The organism is Sinosporangium album, assembly GCF_900100605.1.
GTDB lineage: Bacteria > Actinomycetota > Actinomycetes > Streptosporangiales > Streptosporangiaceae > Sinosporangium > Sinosporangium album.
This window is the reverse complement of the sequence record NZ_FNCN01000017.1, coordinates 46,675-64,730: the sequence shown is the minus strand read 5'-3', so window position 1 is coordinate 64,730 and position 18,056 is coordinate 46,675. Positions and strand designations below refer to the sequence as shown.

Here is an 18,056-nt window from a genome sequence, read left to right as displayed (position 1 = left end):
AGGCGCGTGCCGGATTCGTGTGATCTTGGAGAGATGGGCACAATGACACAGGTGGAGATCGGGCGCGGCAAGAGCGGTCGGCGGGCATACGCGCTCGACGAGATCGGCATCGTTCCCTCCCGGCGCACCCGCGACCCCGAAGAGGTATCGATCTCCTGGCAGATCGACGCCTACCGGTTCGATCTGCCCGTCGTGGTCAGCCCGATGGACAGCGTCGTCTCGCCGAAGACGGCCATCGAGATCGGGCGGCTCGGCGGTCTGGCGGTCCTCGACCTCGAAGGGCTGTGGACCCGCTACGAGGACCCCGCCTCGCTGCTCGCCGAGGTGACCGAGCTGCAGGGTGAGGCCGCGACGCGCCGGCTTCAGGAGATCTACACCGCTCCGATCAGGGACGACCTCATCGGCAGCCGCATCGCCGAGGTCCGCGACGCCGGTGTGACGACGGCCGTGCGCCTGTCGCCCCAGCGCACCGTGCAGCACCACAAGGCCGTCATCGAGGCGGGCGTCGACATCTTCGTCATCCGCGGCACCACCGTCTCCGCCGAGCACGTCTCCGGCCGGGCCGAGCCGCTCAACCTCAAGCAGTTCATCTACGAGCTCGACGTCCCCGTGGTCGTCGGCGGCTGCGCCACCTACACCGCGGCGCTCCACCTCATGCGCACCGGCGCCGCGGGCGTGCTCGTGGGCTTCGGCGGCGGCTCCGGCCACACCACGCGCACCGTCCTCGGCGTCGCCGTCCCCATGGCCACCGCGATCGCCGACGTCGCCGCGGCCCGCCGCGACTACCTCGACGAGTCGGGCGGTCGCTACGTCCATGTCGTCGCCGACGGCGGCATGACCCACTCCGGCGACATCGCCAAGGCCATCGCCTGCGGCGCCGACGCCGTCATGGTCGGCTCGCCGCTCGCCCGCGCCTCCGAGGCCCCCGGCCAGGGCTACCACTGGGGTTCCGAGGCGCACCACGGCGAGCTTCCCCGCGGCGCCCGCGTCGAGGTCGGCACCATCGGCACCATGGCCGAGATCCTCCACGGTCCCTCCAGCGTCGCCGACGGCTCCATGAACCTCATGGGAGCCCTCAAGCGCACGATGGCCACCGCCGGCTACTCCGACATCAAGGAGTTCCAGCGCGTCGAGGTCGTCGTCGCCCCGCACACGCGCTAGACATCGGCCGCGCTCGACATCGGTGCGCGACATCGGTGCGCGACATCGGTGCTCTACATCGGTAAGGCCAGATCTCGTACGGCGAAGGCCCCGTTCGCGGGGCCTTTACCGTTTTCTGGGGCCTTGTCGTGGATTGCCTAATCTGTCAGCCCGGAGCCTCCGCCGTACGGACGGGTGAGGATCTCCAGGTTGTGCCCTGAGGGATCATGGAAGTAGACCCCGCGCCCCCCGTCCAGGTGGTTGATCTCCATCTCCTTCTCCCCGTAAGGGTCGGCCCAGTAGGTGAGCCCCTTGTCGCGGATCCGGCCGAAGACGGTGTCGAAGTCGGCGTCTCCGACGAGGAACGCGTAGTGCTGGGCCGGGAACTCGCCGGGAATGTCGGCGTAGTCAAGGGTGACGCCGTTCCCCAACTCCACGGAAAGGAAAGGGCCGAAGACGAAGGGGGGTTCAAGCCCGAACAGGTCGGTGAGGAAACGGGCGGACTCCTCCTTCTTATGGGCGGCGACGATGGTGTGGTTGAAATGAATGGGCATGGGAATTCTCGCCTTTCGAGGTGCCTCGTGCCGCCACGCGGGTTCGCGAGTGACAGGCGGTATCCGTCATTCTTTAACGCTACCTCGCGGGCGCTCCGCCTCGCTGAGGCCAGGCCCTCGGGCCTGCCCGCCTGCCGCGCTGTGGCCACTTGCCCATGCCTATGGCTGTGACCAGGGCGTCTGTAACGTTCCATGGCCGGTCATAAATGATTTTGACGCACTTGGTGTGCATGGTGACGCGGTGGTCGCCATGGCGAATCCGAGCCGTCGGGTATCGGCCGCGGGTTTTCCGATTATCTGCTCGGAAGGCGCGAGGCGACTCCACATCGAAGCATGTTTTCGCAGGTCGCCAAAGTGTGAATGTTTAACGTTCACATGTGCTTTCGCGGGTGTCCCCGGCGGTCGAGGAGGTTATAGGACGGCCGGGCCGCATTTTCGGCCAGGGGGCTCGGGAGCACGCGGGCGACTTCCGCTGACCGGGCCGGGCCGGCGTGTTCGCGGTGGGGGATGTGCGCCTCACAACCCGACGGCGCTGTCGGGTTGATCCGGAGGCGGTCGGGGTCGTGGTCGGAGCGGGCCGCTCTGGGAGGCGTTCGCGCGAGTTGGCCGGCCGTACGGCGGCTCAGGCGGTGGGTTCGGTGACCCAGGAGCCGCGTTTCATGACGCCGGAGACCTGCAGGTCGTCGGTGAGGATGACGAGGTCGGCCTGTTTGCCGACGGCGATGGAGCCGATGCGGTCGGCCTGGCCGAGGACGGTGGCGGGGGTGAGGGAGGCGATGACGGCGGCCTCGGTGAGGGAGAGGCCGACCTCTCGGACGCTGCGCCGGAAGGCGACGTCCATGGTGAGGGTGCTGCCGGCGATGGCGCCGCCTTCGATCAGGCGGGCCACGCCGCCTTCGACGGTGACGCCCATGTCGCCCAGGTCGTAGCGGCCGTCGCCCATGCCGGCGGCGGTCATGGCGTCGGTGATGAGGGCCGTACGGCTTGCGCCGGCGGCGTCGAACGCCAGCCTCATCATGGCGGGGTGCACGTGGACACCGTCGTTGATGAGCTCGACGGTGACCCGTTCGTCCTGGAGGAGCGCGGCGATGGGGCCGGGGTCGCGGTGGTGGAGGGGGGCCATCGCGTTGTAGAGGTGCGTGGCGACGGTGGCGCCGGCGTCGACCCCGGCGAGGGTCTGGTCGAGGGTGGCGTCGGTGTGGCCGAGGGCGGCGATGATCCCGTGGGAGGCGAGGGTTCTGATGGCGTCGAGCGCGCCGGGCAGTTCAGGGGCGATGGTGAGCATGCGGATGTGGCCCCGCCCGGCCTTGATGAGCTGCTCGACCTCGGCGGGTTCGGGGCTGCGGAGCTGGGCGAGGTCGTGGGCTCCGCAGCGGCGGGTCGAGATGTAGGGCCCTTCGTAGTGGATGCCGGCCAGCAGCCCTTCCTCGCAGAGCTCGGCCAGGGAGGATGCGGCCTCGGTCAGGGCGGCGGTCGGGCCGCTCACGAGGCTCGCGATGAGCGTGGTCGTGCCGTGGGCGGTGTGGAAGGCCACGGCTTTCCCGGCCTGCTCCTGATCGCCGGTGGGGAAGGAGCCGCCCGCCCCACCGTGGTTGTGGATGTCGACGAACCCGGGCACGACGTAGCGCCCGGAAAGGCGGTAGCCGTTCCCGGGGGCCGAGCCGTGGCCGATGTGGGTGATCCGACCGTCCTCGATCGTGAGCCAGCCCTCATGGACACCGTCGGTGGTCACAATGCGGGCGTCGGCGAGTGTGATGCTCATAGTTAAAGGATCACAGATCGCGGTCAGGTTGCGAGACCCTGAGGGTCGCCTACCGAGAATGGTTATTGGCTACCAGTGGGTAGGGGAAACGGGTAGGAAAGGAAGTGCACGCGATAGCCGTACCCGGGGGGAATGCGCATGACTGCGGGACTGGGCACCGCGGGGCTTGGCCCCGCAGAGCGCGAGGCGGCGCTGGCGCGGATGGGTTCGCTGGAACTCGACGTGGTCGTCGTCGGCGGAGGTGTGGTGGGGGCCGGGGTGGCGCTCGACGCGGCGACGCGGGGGCTGAGCGTCGGGCTGGTCGAGGCGCGGGATTTCGCCTCGGGCACGTCGTCGCGGTCGTCCAAGCTGATCCACGGCGGCGTCCGCTATCTTGAGCAGCTCAATTTCGACCTGGTCCGGGAGGCGCTGCAGGAACGGGCGCTGCTGATGCAGCGGATCGCCCCGCATCTGGTCAGGCCGGTGCCGTTTCTGTTTCCGCTGACCCACATGGTGTGGGAGAGGCCCTATGTGGGGGCGGGGCTGGCGCTGTACGACTCGCTGGGCTTCTCCTTCGGGTTCACCCGGGGCGTTCCCGGACACCGCCACCTGTCGAGGCGGCGGGCGCTGCGGCTGGCCCCCGCACTGCGTAAAAGTGTGTTTACCGGGGCTGTGCAGTACTGGGATGCGCAGGTGGACGACGCGCGCTATGTGATGACCACGCTGCGCACGGCGGCGACGTACGGCGCGCACATCGCGTCGCGCACCCGGGTGACGGGCTTCCTGCGGGAGGGGGAGCGGGTCACGGGAGTGCGGGCACGGGACGTGGAGAACGGGCACGAGTTCGACATCCGCGCGCAGCAGGTGGTGAACGCCACAGGTGTGTGGACGGACGATATCCAGGGATTGGTGGGAGGACGCGGCCAGATCCATGTGCGGGCCTCCAAAGGCATCCATCTGGTGGTGCCGCGTGACCGGATCCATTCGCTCACCGGGATCATTCTGCGCACCGAGAAGTCGGTGCTTTTCGTGATCCCCTGGGGTCGCCACTGGATCGTTGGGACGACGGACACCGAGTGGACCCTCGACAAGGTGCACCCGGCCGCGTCCCGGGGCGACATCGACTATGTGCTCAACCATGTCAACGCCGTGCTTTCGGTGCCTCTGACCAGGGACGACGTCGAAGGTGTCTATGCCGGGCTGCGCCCGCTGCTCGCCGGGGAGTCGGATCAGACCTCCAAGCTGTCACGCGAGCACGTGGTGACCCATCCGGTGCCGGGGCTGGTGATGGTGGCCGGCGGGAAATACACGACATATCGGGTGATGGCGCGTGACGCCGTGGACGCCGTGGCGCACGGCCTCGACCAGCGCGTCCCGCCGTCCTGCACCGACCGCATCCCCCTCGCCGGAGCCGAGGGCTACCAGGCGCTGTGGAACTCCCGCTACCGGCTGGCCCAGTCGTCGGGGCTGCACGTGGCCCGCATCGAGCACCTGCTGCGGAGGTACGGCTCGCTCATCGACGAGGTCCTCCTGCTCATCGAGGCCGACCCGGCCCTCGGCCGCCCCCTCACGGGCGCCGACGACTACCTCCGGGCCGAGATCGTCTACGCGGCCACGCGCGAAGGCGCCCGCCACCTCAACGACGCGTTGACCCGGCGCACCCACATCTCCATCGAGACCTTCCACCGGGGTCTGGCCGTGGCCGCCGAGGCGGCCGAGCTCATGGCCGGGCCGCTCGGGTGGGACGGTGAGCAGGTCAAACGCGAGGTGGAGTACTACACCAAGCGCATCGAGGCCGAACGCCTGTCGCAGGAGCAGGACACCGACCAGGAGGCCGACGCGATCAGGCTGGGGGCGCCCGAGATCGTGTCCTACTGAGGACGGTCCTGAGGGGGCGGGGCGCCCCCTCAGGAGGGCGGGTCAGCGTGTGAACGCCTGCAGTTCCGCGGCGCGGACCTGGCCGGCGGAGGCGCTTGAGGTGGTGCAGTCGGTGGCGGAGTTCGGGTCGTTGTCCTGCTCGCCGGCGTAGACCGGGTTACCGGTGCATTGCGTGGTGAGCGCCCGCAGCGCGAGGTGGGTGGCCTCGGTGGGGCGTACGGCGAAGCTCGTGGCGAGCAGGTCCGCGCCCCTGGGCCTGGGCCGCCGGGCGTCGAAGGCGTTGGCCTTGCTCGTGTGGATGACCGAATACGCCGACGGGTCGGCGCAGTCGCTCCCGGCCGCGCTGTTGCAGGCCAGGATCTCGAAGGATCGCAGGGCGCTGAACCGGTTCTGCGATCCGCGGTCCTCCGGGTCGCCGATGTTGGGCCGCAGCATGGCGCTGACCAGGACGCGGCGGATCTTGACGGGGTCCGTGCCCGCGAGGTCGACCGTGACGGTCCTGCCGGCGGCCGGCCCGGTCAGGGAGGCCCAGTTGGTGCTCTCCGTGCCGTCGATGAGTTCGGCGTGGTTGACGCCGTCGCCCGTCGCGGTGGCCCCGGCCGCGGCCGAGGCGTGGTTGCGGGCGGGTTCGACGTCGAGGGTTTCGGTCTCTCCCCGCGTGAAGGTCTCGGTGAACCTGGTGTGGCCGAATCCCGGGCCGGTGGCGAGGAAGGAGTACGTGCCGGGGGTGATCTCGAACGTGGGGCCGAGCGGGGTCTCCGGGTCGGTGTCGGCCACGGGGACGGAGCGGTTCTCGTAGTCCCCGACGTACAGCCTGATCGGCGCGTTCGCCGCCTCGCCCTCGGGGGCGAGGGTGGCGGTGGCGTTGCGGGCGTGGGGGGAGGCGAAGCTCGGCGTCGGGTCGGGGTCGTTCGGGCCGGTGCCGGCGGCGTCCTTGCCGAGGCCGCGGCCGGCGAAGGCGTTCCAGAGGATGTCCTGGTTGGCCCCGCCGAAGCGGATGGCGTCGGCGGCGAGGATGGCGTCGCGGTGGTCGATGTAGGACACCGCGCCGCTGGTCATCAGCAGCAGGGCGTCGAACGAGAGCTGCACCCAGCGCCGGTTGCCGGGGCACGCGTCGAGCGGGCGGTGGCCTTCGGCGCAGGCGCGCTGCACTTTCGGTGTGGCGAGGCCGTACCTCTTGATGAAGGCCCGCCGCACGTCGAACTGGGTGGCGGACCAGATCTCGCCGTCGGCGTGGACCTGCTGCCCGACCACGTCGTAGGCGATGTTGCTGTAGTTCAGCGGCGAGCGGGACATGTCGTAGTTGCGGATGCCGGCCTTGGCGTCGCCGGTGACGTAGCCGCCGGTGACGTAGGGGGTTTCGCCGCGGGGGCGGTAGCCGTACTCGTAGAGGTATTCCATGGCGAACAGGTCGGATGTGCTCTCGTTCATCGCGCCGGCCTGTGCGCCCTGCCAGCCGGAGAGGGGGCCGCCGATCATACGGCCGGAGATGGCGTGGGTGTATTCGTGTCCGATGACCGACATGTCGTAGTCGCCGTCCACGCAGGGGCCGTAGAAGCCCCCGGCGGTCGGCTGCCACAGGTACATGTTCGTGACCGGGGCGATGCCGTCGCGCGGGGTGATCTGGTTGGCGTTGTTGCGCACGTGGGCCAGGCGGGCACCCGCCTGGGCGTTGCCCAGCTCGGGGTCGTTTCCGACGCCGCCGCGGTCGCCGTTATGCGTCTGCATGTTCCACGCGGTCTCGCTGAACCCGAGGCGGTACGCCCAGTCGTGCATGCGGTTGTGCGCCGCGTTGAGGTTGGCGATCGCCGCTTCGAGGTCGGCCTCGCCGGGGGAGTCGAAGGTCGCCGGGTCGCACTTGGCCTCGTACCACTGGTTGGTCCACGGGTAGCGGTACGCCCGGTCGGCCTTGGCGGCGTTCGACCTGGTTCCGACGCTGTAGGAGTCGCCGCTGGCGCGGTTCTCGAACGTGCGGGCCGCGTTGCCGAGGCTGCTGCCGCTGGAGCCGTCCGTGGTGTGGTCGACGTCCCACGCCTTGCCGGTGGCGGGGTCGGACGCCTTGACGCGCTCACATCCGGCCTGGGAGGCGGACAGGCACCACAGCACGCGCGTGTCGGCGGAGGAGTAGTCCGCGGGCGGGTTGGCCGGGAACACCGCCCACGCGGGACCCTCCGGGGCGTGCGCGGACACGCTGTGCGCGCCGCCCTCCTCGGGGTCCAGGTGGTCGACGAGGTTCTCGCGCGTGAGGATGGCGCCGCTGACCGCGTCCACATGGGTGGTGTACGCGGCGGGCTCGCCTTCCCCGCCCCCGATCAGCGTCACCTGCCACGCGTTGTGCACCCCGCCGGGCGCCGGTACGGCTACCGCCGCCGCCTCCTTGGTCGCCGCGGTGGCGAGGTCGATCTCGCCGTCGCGCGCGGCGATCTCCAGGGCGCGCTGCTCGGTGATCCGCGCCGCGGGCGGCGCTCCGGTCTCGCGGGACAGGGTCGAGGTGACGTGGAAGACCTTGCCGTCGGCGAGGCCGACGGTCACCGTGCCGTCCTGGCCGGCGGGCAGCGTGCCGAAGCGCTGGCGCAGCATCACGGCGTGGCCTGCGCCGATGGGGTTGACCGCGATCTTCTCCAGCGCGTCCACGGCCGCCGCCGGGAGGCCGAAGAGGTTCTCGTTGGCCTTGAGGTAGGCGCGGGCCGCCCGCTCGGGGTCGCTTCCGAGGCCCTCGGCGAGGGGGGTGGGGCTGGTGATCACGGATGGGGTGCCCAGAGCGTTCCACCGGATGGTCGCGGTGGCGGCGGTGGACCTGGCCTTCGCCTGCGCGGAGGCGGGGGGTTCCACCCGGCCCGTGCGGTTGTCCAGGTCGGGTTTGGCGTGCTCCTCGCCCTGGAAGTCGGCGGCTGCGCGTGTGGGTGCGCCGGGTTCGCCGAGGGCGGGACCGGCTCCCGCCACTGCGAGGGGAAAGGCGAGTGATGCCGCTGTCGCGGCGAGAAGGGTGGTTTTGAGCAAGGGGCGGGGGGACACCCAATCCTCCTGTGCAGACATGGCCGCCGTCGGCCTTGCAAGGCGGGTCGCGCGGGCGGGGTGTTGCCCGCGCGAATGCACCACCGCACGTGTTGATCACACATGCCGCACAAGAGGTAACACTCACCCCGAAACATGACAAGCCTTGCAAGCTATGCCGTAACGGTGTAAGTGGAATCAGTCAGTGTTAGTCAAAGGGGATCCACGCCCGGTCGGCGAAGGTCCGGAGATCGCTGGCCTTCATGCCGAGATCCGACACCGTCCACAGCGTGTCGCCGATGACCAGCGAACGCCGGATCGCCGGATCGAGATAGACGTTGTCGGCGACGTTGTCAGCGGCGCCGTCCCCCGCCGGCCGCTTGGCCTCGTGCTGGACCAGGCCGACCTTGGTGATCTTCGTCGGCTCGATCCGCAGCCCGAGCGCCCCGCTCTTCATCAGGCCGCCCTGCTGCCACGAGCTCAGCGGGAGTACGGCCAGGCCCTCCTTCGGCCAGTAGAGGAACGCGTGCGGATCCCACTCGGCCTCAGACCCCGACTCCTTCTGGAAGTACTGCGACAGCCTGGTCGGCCGCGCCGGATCGCCGACGTCGAACAGCGAGATCTGCGTGCCGAGCGTGCGGCCCCGGGTGCTCGCCTCCTGGCCCACGCCGATCAGCCAGCCCTCGCCCGCGGGGTGCAGGTAGGCGGAGTAGCCCGTGATCTTCAGCTCGCCCGTCACCCGCGGGGCGGCGGGGTCGCGCAGGTCGAGGGTGTAGAGCGGGTCCACCTGCTTGAAGGTCACGACATACCCCACCGGGCCGATGAAGCGCACCGCGTAGATCCGCTCGTCCTTGCCCAGCCCCGTGACCTCCCCGACCTTGGCCAGAGTGTCGGACTTGAGCACGTAGACGCTGCTGGAGCTCGGCGGGCCCGACGGGGTCTCCTGGTTGATCGTGGTCGCGACCCGCAGATGGCCGTCGTGCTCGGACAGCGAGTACTGGTTGAGCAGACGCCCCGCCACCGCGCCCGACGCGATGTAGCGCGGGGCTCCCGCGCCGCCGATGTCGAACCTGTGGATCTCGGTCTCCTCGGCGGGGGGCTCCGGGAAGGAGGCCGCGGCGGACGGCGTGGACGCCCGCGGCAGCAGCGGCTCCGCGGGGGTCGGGGCGACGTCCGGGGCGACCCCCGACCCCGTCGGCTCCGGCAGCGTGGACGGCTGGGCGGGGTCCCTCTCGACCGGCCTGGGCAGCGGCACCGGGTCGATCGGCATCGGCGGGAACCACCAGCGCGGATTGCTCGCCACGTACAGGCTCGTGGCGGTGCCGTACACCGTGTCGCCGTCGGCGGCCACCGCGATCGGTTCGACGCCCGAGACTCCCGCCGCGAGGTCGATCGTGTGCACGCTGAGCAGCGACGTCCCGGTGTAGTCCTCGGGGTGGGCCACCGACTCGCACTTCACGGTCGCGGTACGGCGTGCGCCGGCGGCGTCGGTGACCTCGTAACTCGGCAGCCAGGTGTCGATCGGCGCTTTGCGCACGACGTCCTGGTTGAGCTTGATCAGCTCGGAGGGGGTCAGGCCGGGGCGCGGCCTGGGGAAGGTGAACTGCGGCCGGCTGCGCACCACCAGGCGCACGGTCGACCCGATCATCCGGGCGTCCACGTGGCTGCCCTTCGGCGTGAGCGAGCCGAGGACCTTGGGGGCGCCGGAGAGGTCCACCAGGATGTAGTGCGCTTCGACGGGGAAGGCCCGCTTGGCCGCATCGCCCGCTGTGCCGCCCGTTGCGCCGCCCGCTGTGCCGCCTGCCGCACCGCTCAGGGCCACGAAGCCGCCGTGCGCGAAGACCACCAGGGCCCGGTCGCCGCTGACCAGCAGGTCGGCGGGGGCGTAGCCCTGGTCTTCGGCGAGTTCGAGGCGGGCGGTGACCTTTCTGCTCTCGGCGTCGACGACGCGCAGGGTGCCGCGGGTGACGGTGACGATCCGCTTGCCGTCGGTCTTGACGAGGTCGGGCTCGTCGACCCCGGCCTCCTGAACGTTGGTGGTGGAGTGCTCGGGGGCTCCGGAACCCGACTCGGGCGCGGCCTTCAGAGCCTGGGCGTCGCGGGCCATGGCGGGGGCGTCCATGGACTGGATCGAGACCTCGGGGCCGAGGCCGTACGGGCCCGCGTTGGCCGCCGTCCTGTCGCGGAGCTTGGCCAGCATGTCGTCGCAGCTTGAGTAGGCGACCAGCCGTACATTGCCCAGGTCCGCCGGCTCCGCGGCGGGGGACGCGCCGCGGCCGTCGCCGGGCGACGTGCATGCGGCGGTCGCCGCGGTGAGCGCCGCCGCGGACAGCGCGGCGACAGCCGTACGCATCGATGTCTTCATGCCCCGTAGACGCATGCGATGACAGGGTGGTTCAAAGGCGGCAATTGGCTCGTATTCCCGCGCGGGGTGGGGTGTGCGACAGTGTGGCTTGGTGGTGTCCGGCCCCCCAGCTCAATACGATTCGGATATGTCTGGCACTCTGGGGATGTCCACCGACCACCGCCCGCTCGACCACGACATGATCCGCCGTGTCGCCCGCCACGTGGCCTCCGGTGGGAAGACCGAGCAGATCACCGCCCCCTTCACCGGAGAGCCGCTCGCCGACCTGCCCGTCTCCACCGCCGACGACGTCCGCGCGGCCCACGCCGCGGCACGCGCCGCGCAGGCCGCCTGGGCCACCATGCCGCTGCGCGAGCGCATCCGGCCTTTCCGCCTGCTGCACGACGCCATCCTCGACCGCCGGTCCGAGATCATGGACATCGTCCAGTGGGAGACGGGCAAGGCCAGGAGCCACGCCTTCGAAGAGGTCGTCGATGTCGCGGGATGCTCACTCCACTACGTGCGCGAGGCTCGCGAGCTGCTGCGGCCCAAACGGCGCCGGGGCATCTTCCCCCTCGCCACCGGGGTGATCGAGCTCCGGCACCCCAAGGGCGTCGTCACGCACATCTCCCCGTGGAACTATCCGCTGTCCCTCGGCGTGACCGACGCCATCCCCGCCCTCATCGCGGGCAACGCCATCGTCCACAAGCCCGACACCCAGACCGCCCTGTCCACCCTGTGGACCATCGACCTGCTCGTCTCGCTCGGCATGCCCCGCGACATCTGGCAGGTCGTCCTGGGCGACCCCGCCGAGATCGGCGACGCGCTGCTCGACGGCGCCGACTACGTGTCCTTCACCGGCTCCACCCGCGCCGGCCGCGAGATCGCCGTGGAGGCCGCGCGCCGCTTCGTCGGCGTATCGCTCGAACTCGGCGGCAAGAACCCGATGATCGTGCTTGACGACGCCGACCTCGACCGGGCCGCGCGGGGAACCCTCCGGGCGGCTTTCAGCAGCGCCGGCCAGCTCTGCGTGTCCGCCGAACGGATCTACGTTCACACGTCGGTGCTCGACGCCTTCACCGGGAAACTGCTCCAGCAGATCGACGGCATGAAGCTCGGCGCGGGGCTCGACTGGACGGTGACCATGGGGTCGCTCACCTCGCTCCGCCAGCTCGAAACGGTCCGCGCCCACGTGGACGACGCCGTCGCCAAGGGCGCCACCGTGCTCACCGGCGGCAGGGCCAGGCCCGACCTCGGGCCGCTGTTCTACGAGCCGACCGTGCTCCTCGGCGTCACCGACGAGATGGCCGTCTGCCGCGAGGAGACGTTCGGCCCGGTCATCGCCGTCTACCCGTTCACCTCCGAGCGCGAGGCGATCGACAGCGCCAACGACACGGCCTACGGCCTGAACGCCTCCGTCTGGACGCGCAACATCACCCGGGGGCGGGACATCGCCTCCCGCATCAAGGCCGGATCGGTCAACATCAACGAAGGGTACGCTGCCGCCTACGCGTCCTACGACGCCCCCATGGGCGGGCGCAAGACGTCGGGGATGGGCCACCGGCACGGGGCCGAGGGCATGCTGAAGTACACCGAGCTGCAGGTGGTCGCCAGCCAGGCGTCATGGCTGGGATTCGAACCGCTGCCCGGCATGAGTTACGAGCGCTACGCGGACACGCTGGCGGACGTGCTGAAGGTCATGCGCAGGCTGGGCGTGAAGTGAGCCGGACCCGGGCTCGCGCCGTACGGCATGAGCCCAGGTGCGGCTGTCCGCATGGGGATTGCGGCCATGGGGCTCATGGGTTTCGTATCTCCCGATAACCCGCAAACCGCCATGATGGTCGGCAGAGGAGGTCGACCATGTGGAAGATTCACGAGTTCGCGCAGGCTGCCGAGATCACCACCGCGGCGCTCGCCGCGTACGTCGAGGAGAGCCAGCGGGGCACAGGCCCGGTGCTGAGCCGCCGCCCACCCGGCGACCTGGCCGAACGCCTCGACCTGCGGCGATGGATGCGCGAAGGCGGGATGACCCCGGAGACCTACCAGGAGTTCCTCCACGGGTTCCTGGAGGCGGGAACGCGGATGCACCACCCCTCCTACCTGGGACATCAGACGGCTTCCCCCGATTTCCCCGCCGCGCTCGCCGAATTCGTCCACGGGGCGACGAACAACCCCGTCGCGATCTATGAGATGGGGGCGTCCGCGGCCACCGTCGAATTCGAAGTGCTCCGCTGGATGCTGGACAAGGTCGGTTTCCCGTCGGGCGAGGGCGTGCTCACGCACGGCGGGTCCCTGGCCAATCTGACCGCGCTGCTGGCCGCGCGGGCCCATGCCGTACCGGACGCCTTTTCGGGCGGGGTTCCGCGGGACCTCGCGCTGCTCGTGCCGCCGAGCGCGCACTACTCCATCGCCAGGGCCGCGGGCATCATGGGCCTCGGCGGACGGGCGGTCGTGCCGCTCGACGCCGACCGCCTCGGCCGCATCGACATCGCCGCGCTTCCCGCCGCCCTCGACCGCCTGCGCCGGGCCGGACGCCGGCCGATGGCCCTGGTCGCCTCCGCCGGCGCCACCGGCACCGGGCTCCACGACGACCTGCGCGGCATCGGCGAGTTCTGCGCCGCCCACGGCGTGTGGCTCCACGTGGACGCCGCCCACGGCGCCTCCGCGCTGCTCAGTGAGCGCCACCGGCACCTTCTCGACGGCATCGAGCTCGCCGACTCCGTCATCTGGGACGCCCACAAGATGCTGCGGACCTCCGCCCTCGCCGCCGCCGTCCTCGTCCGGCGCGACGGCGACCTGTCGAAGGCGTTCCAGCAGGAGGCGAGCTACCTGTTCTACGGGGATCAGGAGCACGATCTGCTCGGCCGGGCCGTCGAGTGCACCAAGTCGGAGATGGGGCTGAAGATCTTCCTCAACCTCGCCTGGCGCGGCGAGCGCGGCCTCGGCGACCACGTCGCCGCGCGCTACGACACCGCGCACCGCTTCTGGGAGTTGGCGTCGCAGCGGCCCGCCTTCGACTGCCCCTACGAGCCCGAGTCCAACATCGTCTGCTTCCGTTACGCTCCCGGCGGTCGTGATGTCGACCACATCGCCCTCCGCGAGCACCTCCTCACCGACGGCGCATTCCATGTGACCTCCACCGAGCTGGCCGACGTCCGCCACCTCCGCGTCGCCGTCATGGCCCCCGCCACCGACGACAAGACCCTCCACTCCCTCCTCGACACCATCGAGCGGAGCCCTTTCTGAGGGGTGTCGTGGGTGCCAGGGGCGTCGTGGGTGTCACAGCCGGCCCGCCGGCGAGGCTGTACACCCGCGTATCGCACCGTCCTCTGTAACGGCAGAGGCCAGTGATTTGCGATGGTCAGTGTGGGGTTGGGTTGACCTGGAACGGGGGCTGAGCGGGGGAGGCTAAACTGGGCCCCTGCCCGGTGCCAGCTCAGGGGGTTCTTTCGGTGTCAGAGTTCGACACTGTCCTCGTCGTCGACTTCGGCGCGCAATACGCGCAACTCATCGCGCGTCGCGTGCGCGAGTGCCACGTCTATTCGGAGATCGTCCCCTCGACCATGCCGGTCGAGGAGATCCTCGCGAAGAACCCCAAGGCAATCATCCTGTCCGGCGGGCCGTCCTCGGTCTACGCCGAGGGGGCGCCGGAGGTGGCCGACGGCCTGTTCGACACGGGGGTGCCGACGTTCGGCATCTGCTACGGGTTCCAGGCCATGGCCCGCGCGCTCGGCGGCGTGGTGGCCCGCACGGGCACGGCGGAATACGGCGGCACGGTCCTCGATGTGGTCGAGGAGGGCGCCCTGTTCGCCGGGCTCCCGGCCTCGCAGAACGTCTGGATGTCCCACGGCGACAGCGTGTCGGCCGCGCCCGAGGGGTTCGTGGTGACCGCCACGACGGCGGACACGCCGGTCGCCGCGTTCGAGCACCGCGAGCGCGGGCTCTACGGCGTGCAGTTCCACCCCGAGGTGCTCCACTCCGAGCACGGGCAGGCGGTGCTTGAGCACTTCCTCGCGGCGGCCGGGTGCCGGCCGTCGTGGACGATGCTCAACATCGTGGAGGACGCCGTCGAGGCGGTCCGCGCCCAGATCGGCCCGGAGGGCCGGGCGATCTGCGCCCTGTCGGGCGGCGTGGACTCCGCGGTGGCCGCCGCGATCGTGCAGCGGGCCATCGGAGACCGGCTGACCTGCGTCTTCGTCGATCACGGGCTCATGCGCAAGGGCGAGGCCGAGCAGGTCGAGCAGGACTTCGTCGCCGCCACCGGGGTGAAGCTCCGCGTGGTGGAGGCCGCCGACCGGTTCATCAAGGCGCTGGAGGGGGTCACCGACCCCGAGGAGAAGCGCAAGATCATCGGCCGTGAGTTCATCCGGGTCTTCGAGGACGAGCAGCGGGCGATCATGGCGGACGGCCCGGTCGACTTCCTGGTGCAGGGCACGCTCTACCCCGACGTCGTCGAGTCGGGCGGCGGCACCGGCACGGCCAACATCAAGTCGCACCACAACGTGGGCGGCCTCCCCGACGACCTGGCCTTCGCGCTGGTCGAGCCGCTGCGCACGCTGTTCAAAGACGAGGTGCGCCGGGCCGGCGAGGAGCTCGGCCTGCCGGCCGCGATGGTGTGGCGCCAGCCGTTCCCCGGGCCCGGCCTCGGCATCCGCATCGTCGGCGAGGTGACGCGCGAGCGGCTCGACCTGCTGCGCGAGGCCGACGCCATCGCCCGCGAGGAGCTGTCGCGCGCCGGCCTCGACCGCGAGATCTGGCAGTGCCCGGTCGTGCTGCTGGCCGACGTCCGGTCGGTGGGTGTCCAGGGCGACGGCCGCACCTATGGCCACCCGGTGGTGCTGCGCCCGGTGAGCTCGGAGGACGCGATGACGGCCGACTGGTCGCGCGTCCCCTACGACGTGCTGGCCCGCATCTCCACCCGCATCACCAACGAGGTCCGCGAGGTCAACCGGGTCGTCCTCGACGTCACGAGCAAGCCCCCGGGCACCATCGAGTGGGAGTGAGGCCCCCTCGGGCCTACTGCGTGGGCCGCGGCGGGTAGCTCTCGCCCGGCCCGAGCGGCTTGCCGCGGCGCAGCGCCGAGACCGTCACCAGGTGGTAGCCCCGCTTCTTCAGCGCGGTCAGGATCGACGGCATCGCCTCGACGGTGGCGGGCACGACGTCGTGCATGAGGATCACCCCGTCGCGGCGGGCCAGCGACAGCACTTTCCGCTCGATCGCGTTCTTCTCCCGCAGCTTCCAGTCCAGCGTGGTGCCGGTCCACATGATCTGCGCGAGCCCTGCGGACGCGGCGAGGTCCAGCACGCGGTCGTCGGTCCCGCCGTACGGCGGGCGCATGGTGGTGGGCCGCCGTCCCGTGGCCTTGACGATGAGCCGCTGCGTGTCGGCCCACTGGTCGAGGATCTCGCCGTCGGTCAGCTCGGTCAGACGCGGGTGGCTGTAGGTGTGGTTGCCGATCTCGTGGCCCTCCCGGGCGATGCGTCCGGTCAGGCGAGGGTCCTCTTCGACCCGCTTGCCGACGAGGTAGAACGAGGCTTTGGCCCGGTGCACGGCGAGCAGGTCGAGGAGCCGGGCGGTGTGCGGGCCGGGCCCGTCGTCGAAGGTCAAGGCCAGGCACTTCACCTTCGCGCAGTTGACGGGGGGCGCCGTGGCCCCGGCTTGTGCCGTACCGGGGGTGAGGAGCGTCGTGGCGGCCAGGACGGCGGCGGCGAGGGACTTCATCGGGGGGATTGTCTCCCTTCCTGGTGGATCTTCTCGTCTGAAGCCTGGCACAGCAGTACGGCTCCCGCAGGCCCCTGGGCAACCTTCTCGAACCCCGGCACCGGCGGCAGGTCATGCCCGAGGGCGCAGCGAGCCCCGTAACGCCGGGCGATTTCGGCGCGTTCCACGGCGGACGCGGAGGGGTCGAAGAACCGGTGCCCGTCGGTGTGACGCGCCTTCCACGTGGGGGTGTACGGGTATGGCCACGGCGACGGCAGCGGATACCCGCCGATCAGCATGACGTGTTTGCGCGCCCACCAGGTGCCGGCGAGCACGGTCTCCCCGGGGCGCAGCGCCGACGTGGCGAACTCGTAGCCCTCGGGCGGCATGAGAAGCCGCCAGACCCGGTGGCGGTCCTCCTTCGGCATCGCGTCCAGCGGCCACATGCGCGCGAGTCCCGCCCGCGCGCCGACCAGCCCGGCGACACAGCACAGCGCGGTGACCACGGCCGCCGCGCGCCATGCCGTACCGCGCCGGAGCGCGTCGCCGAGGGCCCGCGCCAGCGCGAGGTGGGACGCCAGCACCAGCACCGGGATGGCCCGCGCCGTCTCCATGCGGTTGAGCAGCACGCCGAGGGCGATGAGGGCGGTGGCCGCGGCGAACAGGGTCAGGAGCACGCGCCCGTGCGGCCGGTGCCGGTCCCGGATGAGGAACGGCACGCCGATCAGGGCCAGGCCGTACTTCCCCAGCGCGTTCACCAGCATGTGCGAGTGCACCTCGGAGAACCCCGCGTCCTCACCCACCAGCAATGTGAGGTCGACGTACGGCCACGCCGCGGCGACCGCCACCCACAGCCCGAACAGCGCCGAGGTCCGCAGGGTAGTGCGCGGGTGCACGACGATGACGGCGAACACCCCGAGAGCCGTGTTGACCGCCGTGAACGGATGCACCAGCAGAATGAGCCCGAAGAGCGGAGCCGCGACCGCGAGTCTGCGCCGCAGAAGCGCCGTCCAGCACAACAGCATGAGCGCGGTGGCGAAGGTGCTCGGATACGCGAGCGTGTCGGACAGCGACCGCAGTTGCGGCACGCCGCTCCACTCCAGCGGCGACACGCCCCACAGCAGCAGGGTGAAGACGACGGCGAGTACGGCGACGCCCTCCCGGGGGCTGAGCACGCGGCACAGCAGCCGGATCGACCAGAGCAGCAGGGCGAGGTTGACGAGCCCGGCGCATTCGAGCACGGTCCTCGGCGTGGCGCCGGTGAGGGCGGAGACGAGCCCCAGAACCGCCATGTAGGGCGACAGGTAGGGGCTCCGCGACGCTTCCCCGGTCATCGGGTCGGCCGGGGCGGCGGGATCGGCGGCGAATTCGCGCACCGTCGCGAGGTGGATGGGCCAGTCGCCCGCCCATACGTGCCGGCTGGTCACCAGGCAGCCCCACAGCATGACCACGAGGGAGAGGGCGAGGTAGGTCCAGGTTCCGGCGGAGCCGCGGAGTGCGTGGCGTCCTCGGGGTCGTGCGTGGCGCCCTCGGGTCGTGCGGGGTTGGACGGTTCGGGTGGGGATGGGCGCGAGGAGTGTCATGTGTCTCTCTATTAGTGGAAATCCTGCGTTAGATGCTCCTGCCTCGCGTCGTTTCCCCGCGGAGAGGGCACGGGTGTAAGTCGGGCAAGATTTCCCCTATTTACCGTCAGTCGGTGCTTCCT

The 18,056-nt window shown here is 70.7% G+C and carries 11 protein-coding genes; 5 read left to right on the top strand and 6 right to left on the bottom strand.

The genetic code is table 11. The features are described 5' to 3' along the window. The first annotated feature begins 51 nt into the window (after positions 1–51). A complete protein-coding gene (locus BLQ73_RS18420; RefSeq protein ID WP_093171776.1) occupies positions 52–1,161 on the top strand; it encodes a GuaB3 family IMP dehydrogenase-related protein in 1,110 nt (369 codons plus the stop codon). A 137-nt stretch (positions 1,162–1,298) separates the two neighbouring features. Here the strand turns inward: BLQ73_RS18420 and BLQ73_RS18415 are convergent, their stop codons facing one another. Continuing rightward, a complete protein-coding gene (locus BLQ73_RS18415) occupies positions 1,299–1,694 on the bottom strand; it encodes a VOC family protein (protein WP_093171715.1) in 396 nt (131 codons plus the stop codon). 622 nt (positions 1,695–2,316) lie between these two features. Then, positions 2,317–3,456, bottom strand: a complete 1,140-nt coding sequence (nagA, locus tag BLQ73_RS18410) for an N-acetylglucosamine-6-phosphate deacetylase (protein WP_093171714.1) — start codon at positions 3,454–3,456, stop codon at positions 2,317–2,319. 138 nt (positions 3,457–3,594) lie between these two features. On the opposite strand from nagA, the gene BLQ73_RS18405 reads away from it, so the two are divergent. Continuing rightward, positions 3,595–5,313 (top strand): glycerol-3-phosphate dehydrogenase/oxidase, encoded by a 1,719-nt coding sequence (locus BLQ73_RS18405; protein WP_093171775.1) that lies wholly within the window; start codon positions 3,595–3,597, stop codon positions 5,311–5,313. A 42-nt stretch (positions 5,314–5,355) separates the two neighbouring features. Here BLQ73_RS18405 and BLQ73_RS34640 read toward each other — a convergent pair whose 3' ends face one another. Beyond that, the gene (locus BLQ73_RS34640; RefSeq protein ID WP_275936299.1) at positions 5,356–8,328 is read right to left on the bottom strand and encodes a M36 family metallopeptidase; all 2,973 of its coding nucleotides are present in this window, start codon (positions 8,326–8,328) and stop codon (positions 5,356–5,358) included. 187 nt (positions 8,329–8,515) lie between these two features. Further along, positions 8,516–10,687 carry a beta-propeller domain-containing protein gene (locus tag BLQ73_RS18395; RefSeq protein ID WP_245691179.1) on the bottom strand — a complete coding sequence of 724 codons (2,172 nt, stop codon included), beginning with the start codon at positions 10,685–10,687 and terminating at the stop codon, positions 8,516–8,518. A gap of 112 nt (positions 10,688–10,799) precedes the next feature. Between BLQ73_RS18395 and BLQ73_RS18390 the strand changes: the two genes are divergently transcribed. The 3 genes from BLQ73_RS18390 to guaA all read left to right on the top strand — a co-directional run bounded on the left by BLQ73_RS18390 (position 10,800) and on the right by guaA (position 15,654). Continuing rightward, entirely contained in the window at positions 10,800–12,374 is a 1,575-nt protein-coding gene (locus tag BLQ73_RS18390) for a succinic semialdehyde dehydrogenase (protein WP_093171711.1), read from the top strand. Positions 12,375–12,511: 137 nt separating this feature from the next. After that, entirely contained in the window at positions 12,512–13,897 is a 1,386-nt protein-coding gene (locus tag BLQ73_RS18385) for a pyridoxal phosphate-dependent decarboxylase family protein (protein WP_093171710.1), read from the top strand. Between the two features lie 206 nt (positions 13,898–14,103). Further along, positions 14,104–15,654: a glutamine-hydrolyzing GMP synthase gene (guaA, locus tag BLQ73_RS18380; RefSeq protein ID WP_093171709.1), complete on the top strand. Its 1,551-nt coding sequence runs from the start codon at positions 14,104–14,106 to the stop codon at positions 15,652–15,654. Positions 15,655–15,667: 13 nt separating this feature from the next. Here guaA and BLQ73_RS18375 read toward each other — a convergent pair whose 3' ends face one another. Both BLQ73_RS18375 and BLQ73_RS18370 read right to left on the bottom strand, forming a co-directional pair. Continuing rightward, the gene (locus BLQ73_RS18375) at positions 15,668–16,372 is read right to left on the bottom strand and encodes a polysaccharide deacetylase family protein (RefSeq protein ID WP_093171708.1); all 705 of its coding nucleotides are present in this window, start codon (positions 16,370–16,372) and stop codon (positions 15,668–15,670) included. After that, positions 16,369–17,934 carry a hypothetical protein gene (locus BLQ73_RS18370; protein WP_093171707.1) on the bottom strand — a complete coding sequence of 522 codons (1,566 nt, stop codon included), beginning with the start codon at positions 17,932–17,934 and terminating at the stop codon, positions 16,369–16,371. Before BLQ73_RS18370 ends, BLQ73_RS18375 begins: the two co-directional genes overlap by 4 nt. Positions 17,935–18,056: the final 122 nt, after the last annotated feature.

What these genes read in the sequence shown, in the direction of transcription:
- BLQ73_RS18385 (WP_093171710.1), top strand. Translation starts at nt 12,512, where the DNA reads ATGTGGAAGATTCACGAGTTCGCGCAGGCTGCCGAGATCACCACCGCG.
- nagA (WP_093171714.1), bottom strand. Translation starts at nt 3,456, where the DNA reads ATGAGCATCACACTCGCCGACGCCCGCATTGTGACCACCGACGGTGTC.
- BLQ73_RS18415 (WP_093171715.1), bottom strand. Translation starts at nt 1,694, where the DNA reads ATGCCCATTCATTTCAACCACACCATCGTCGCCGCCCATAAGAAGGAG.
- BLQ73_RS18395 (WP_245691179.1), bottom strand. Translation starts at nt 10,687, where the DNA reads ATGCGTCTACGGGGCATGAAGACATCGATGCGTACGGCTGTCGCCGCG.
- BLQ73_RS18390 (WP_093171711.1), top strand. Translation starts at nt 10,800, where the DNA reads ATGTCTGGCACTCTGGGGATGTCCACCGACCACCGCCCGCTCGACCAC.
- BLQ73_RS18405 (WP_093171775.1), top strand. Translation starts at nt 3,595, where the DNA reads ATGACTGCGGGACTGGGCACCGCGGGGCTTGGCCCCGCAGAGCGCGAG.
- BLQ73_RS18375 (WP_093171708.1), bottom strand. Translation starts at nt 16,372, where the DNA reads ATGAAGTCCCTCGCCGCCGCCGTCCTGGCCGCCACGACGCTCCTCACC.
- BLQ73_RS18370 (WP_093171707.1), bottom strand. Translation starts at nt 17,934, where the DNA reads ATGACACTCCTCGCGCCCATCCCCACCCGAACCGTCCAACCCCGCACG.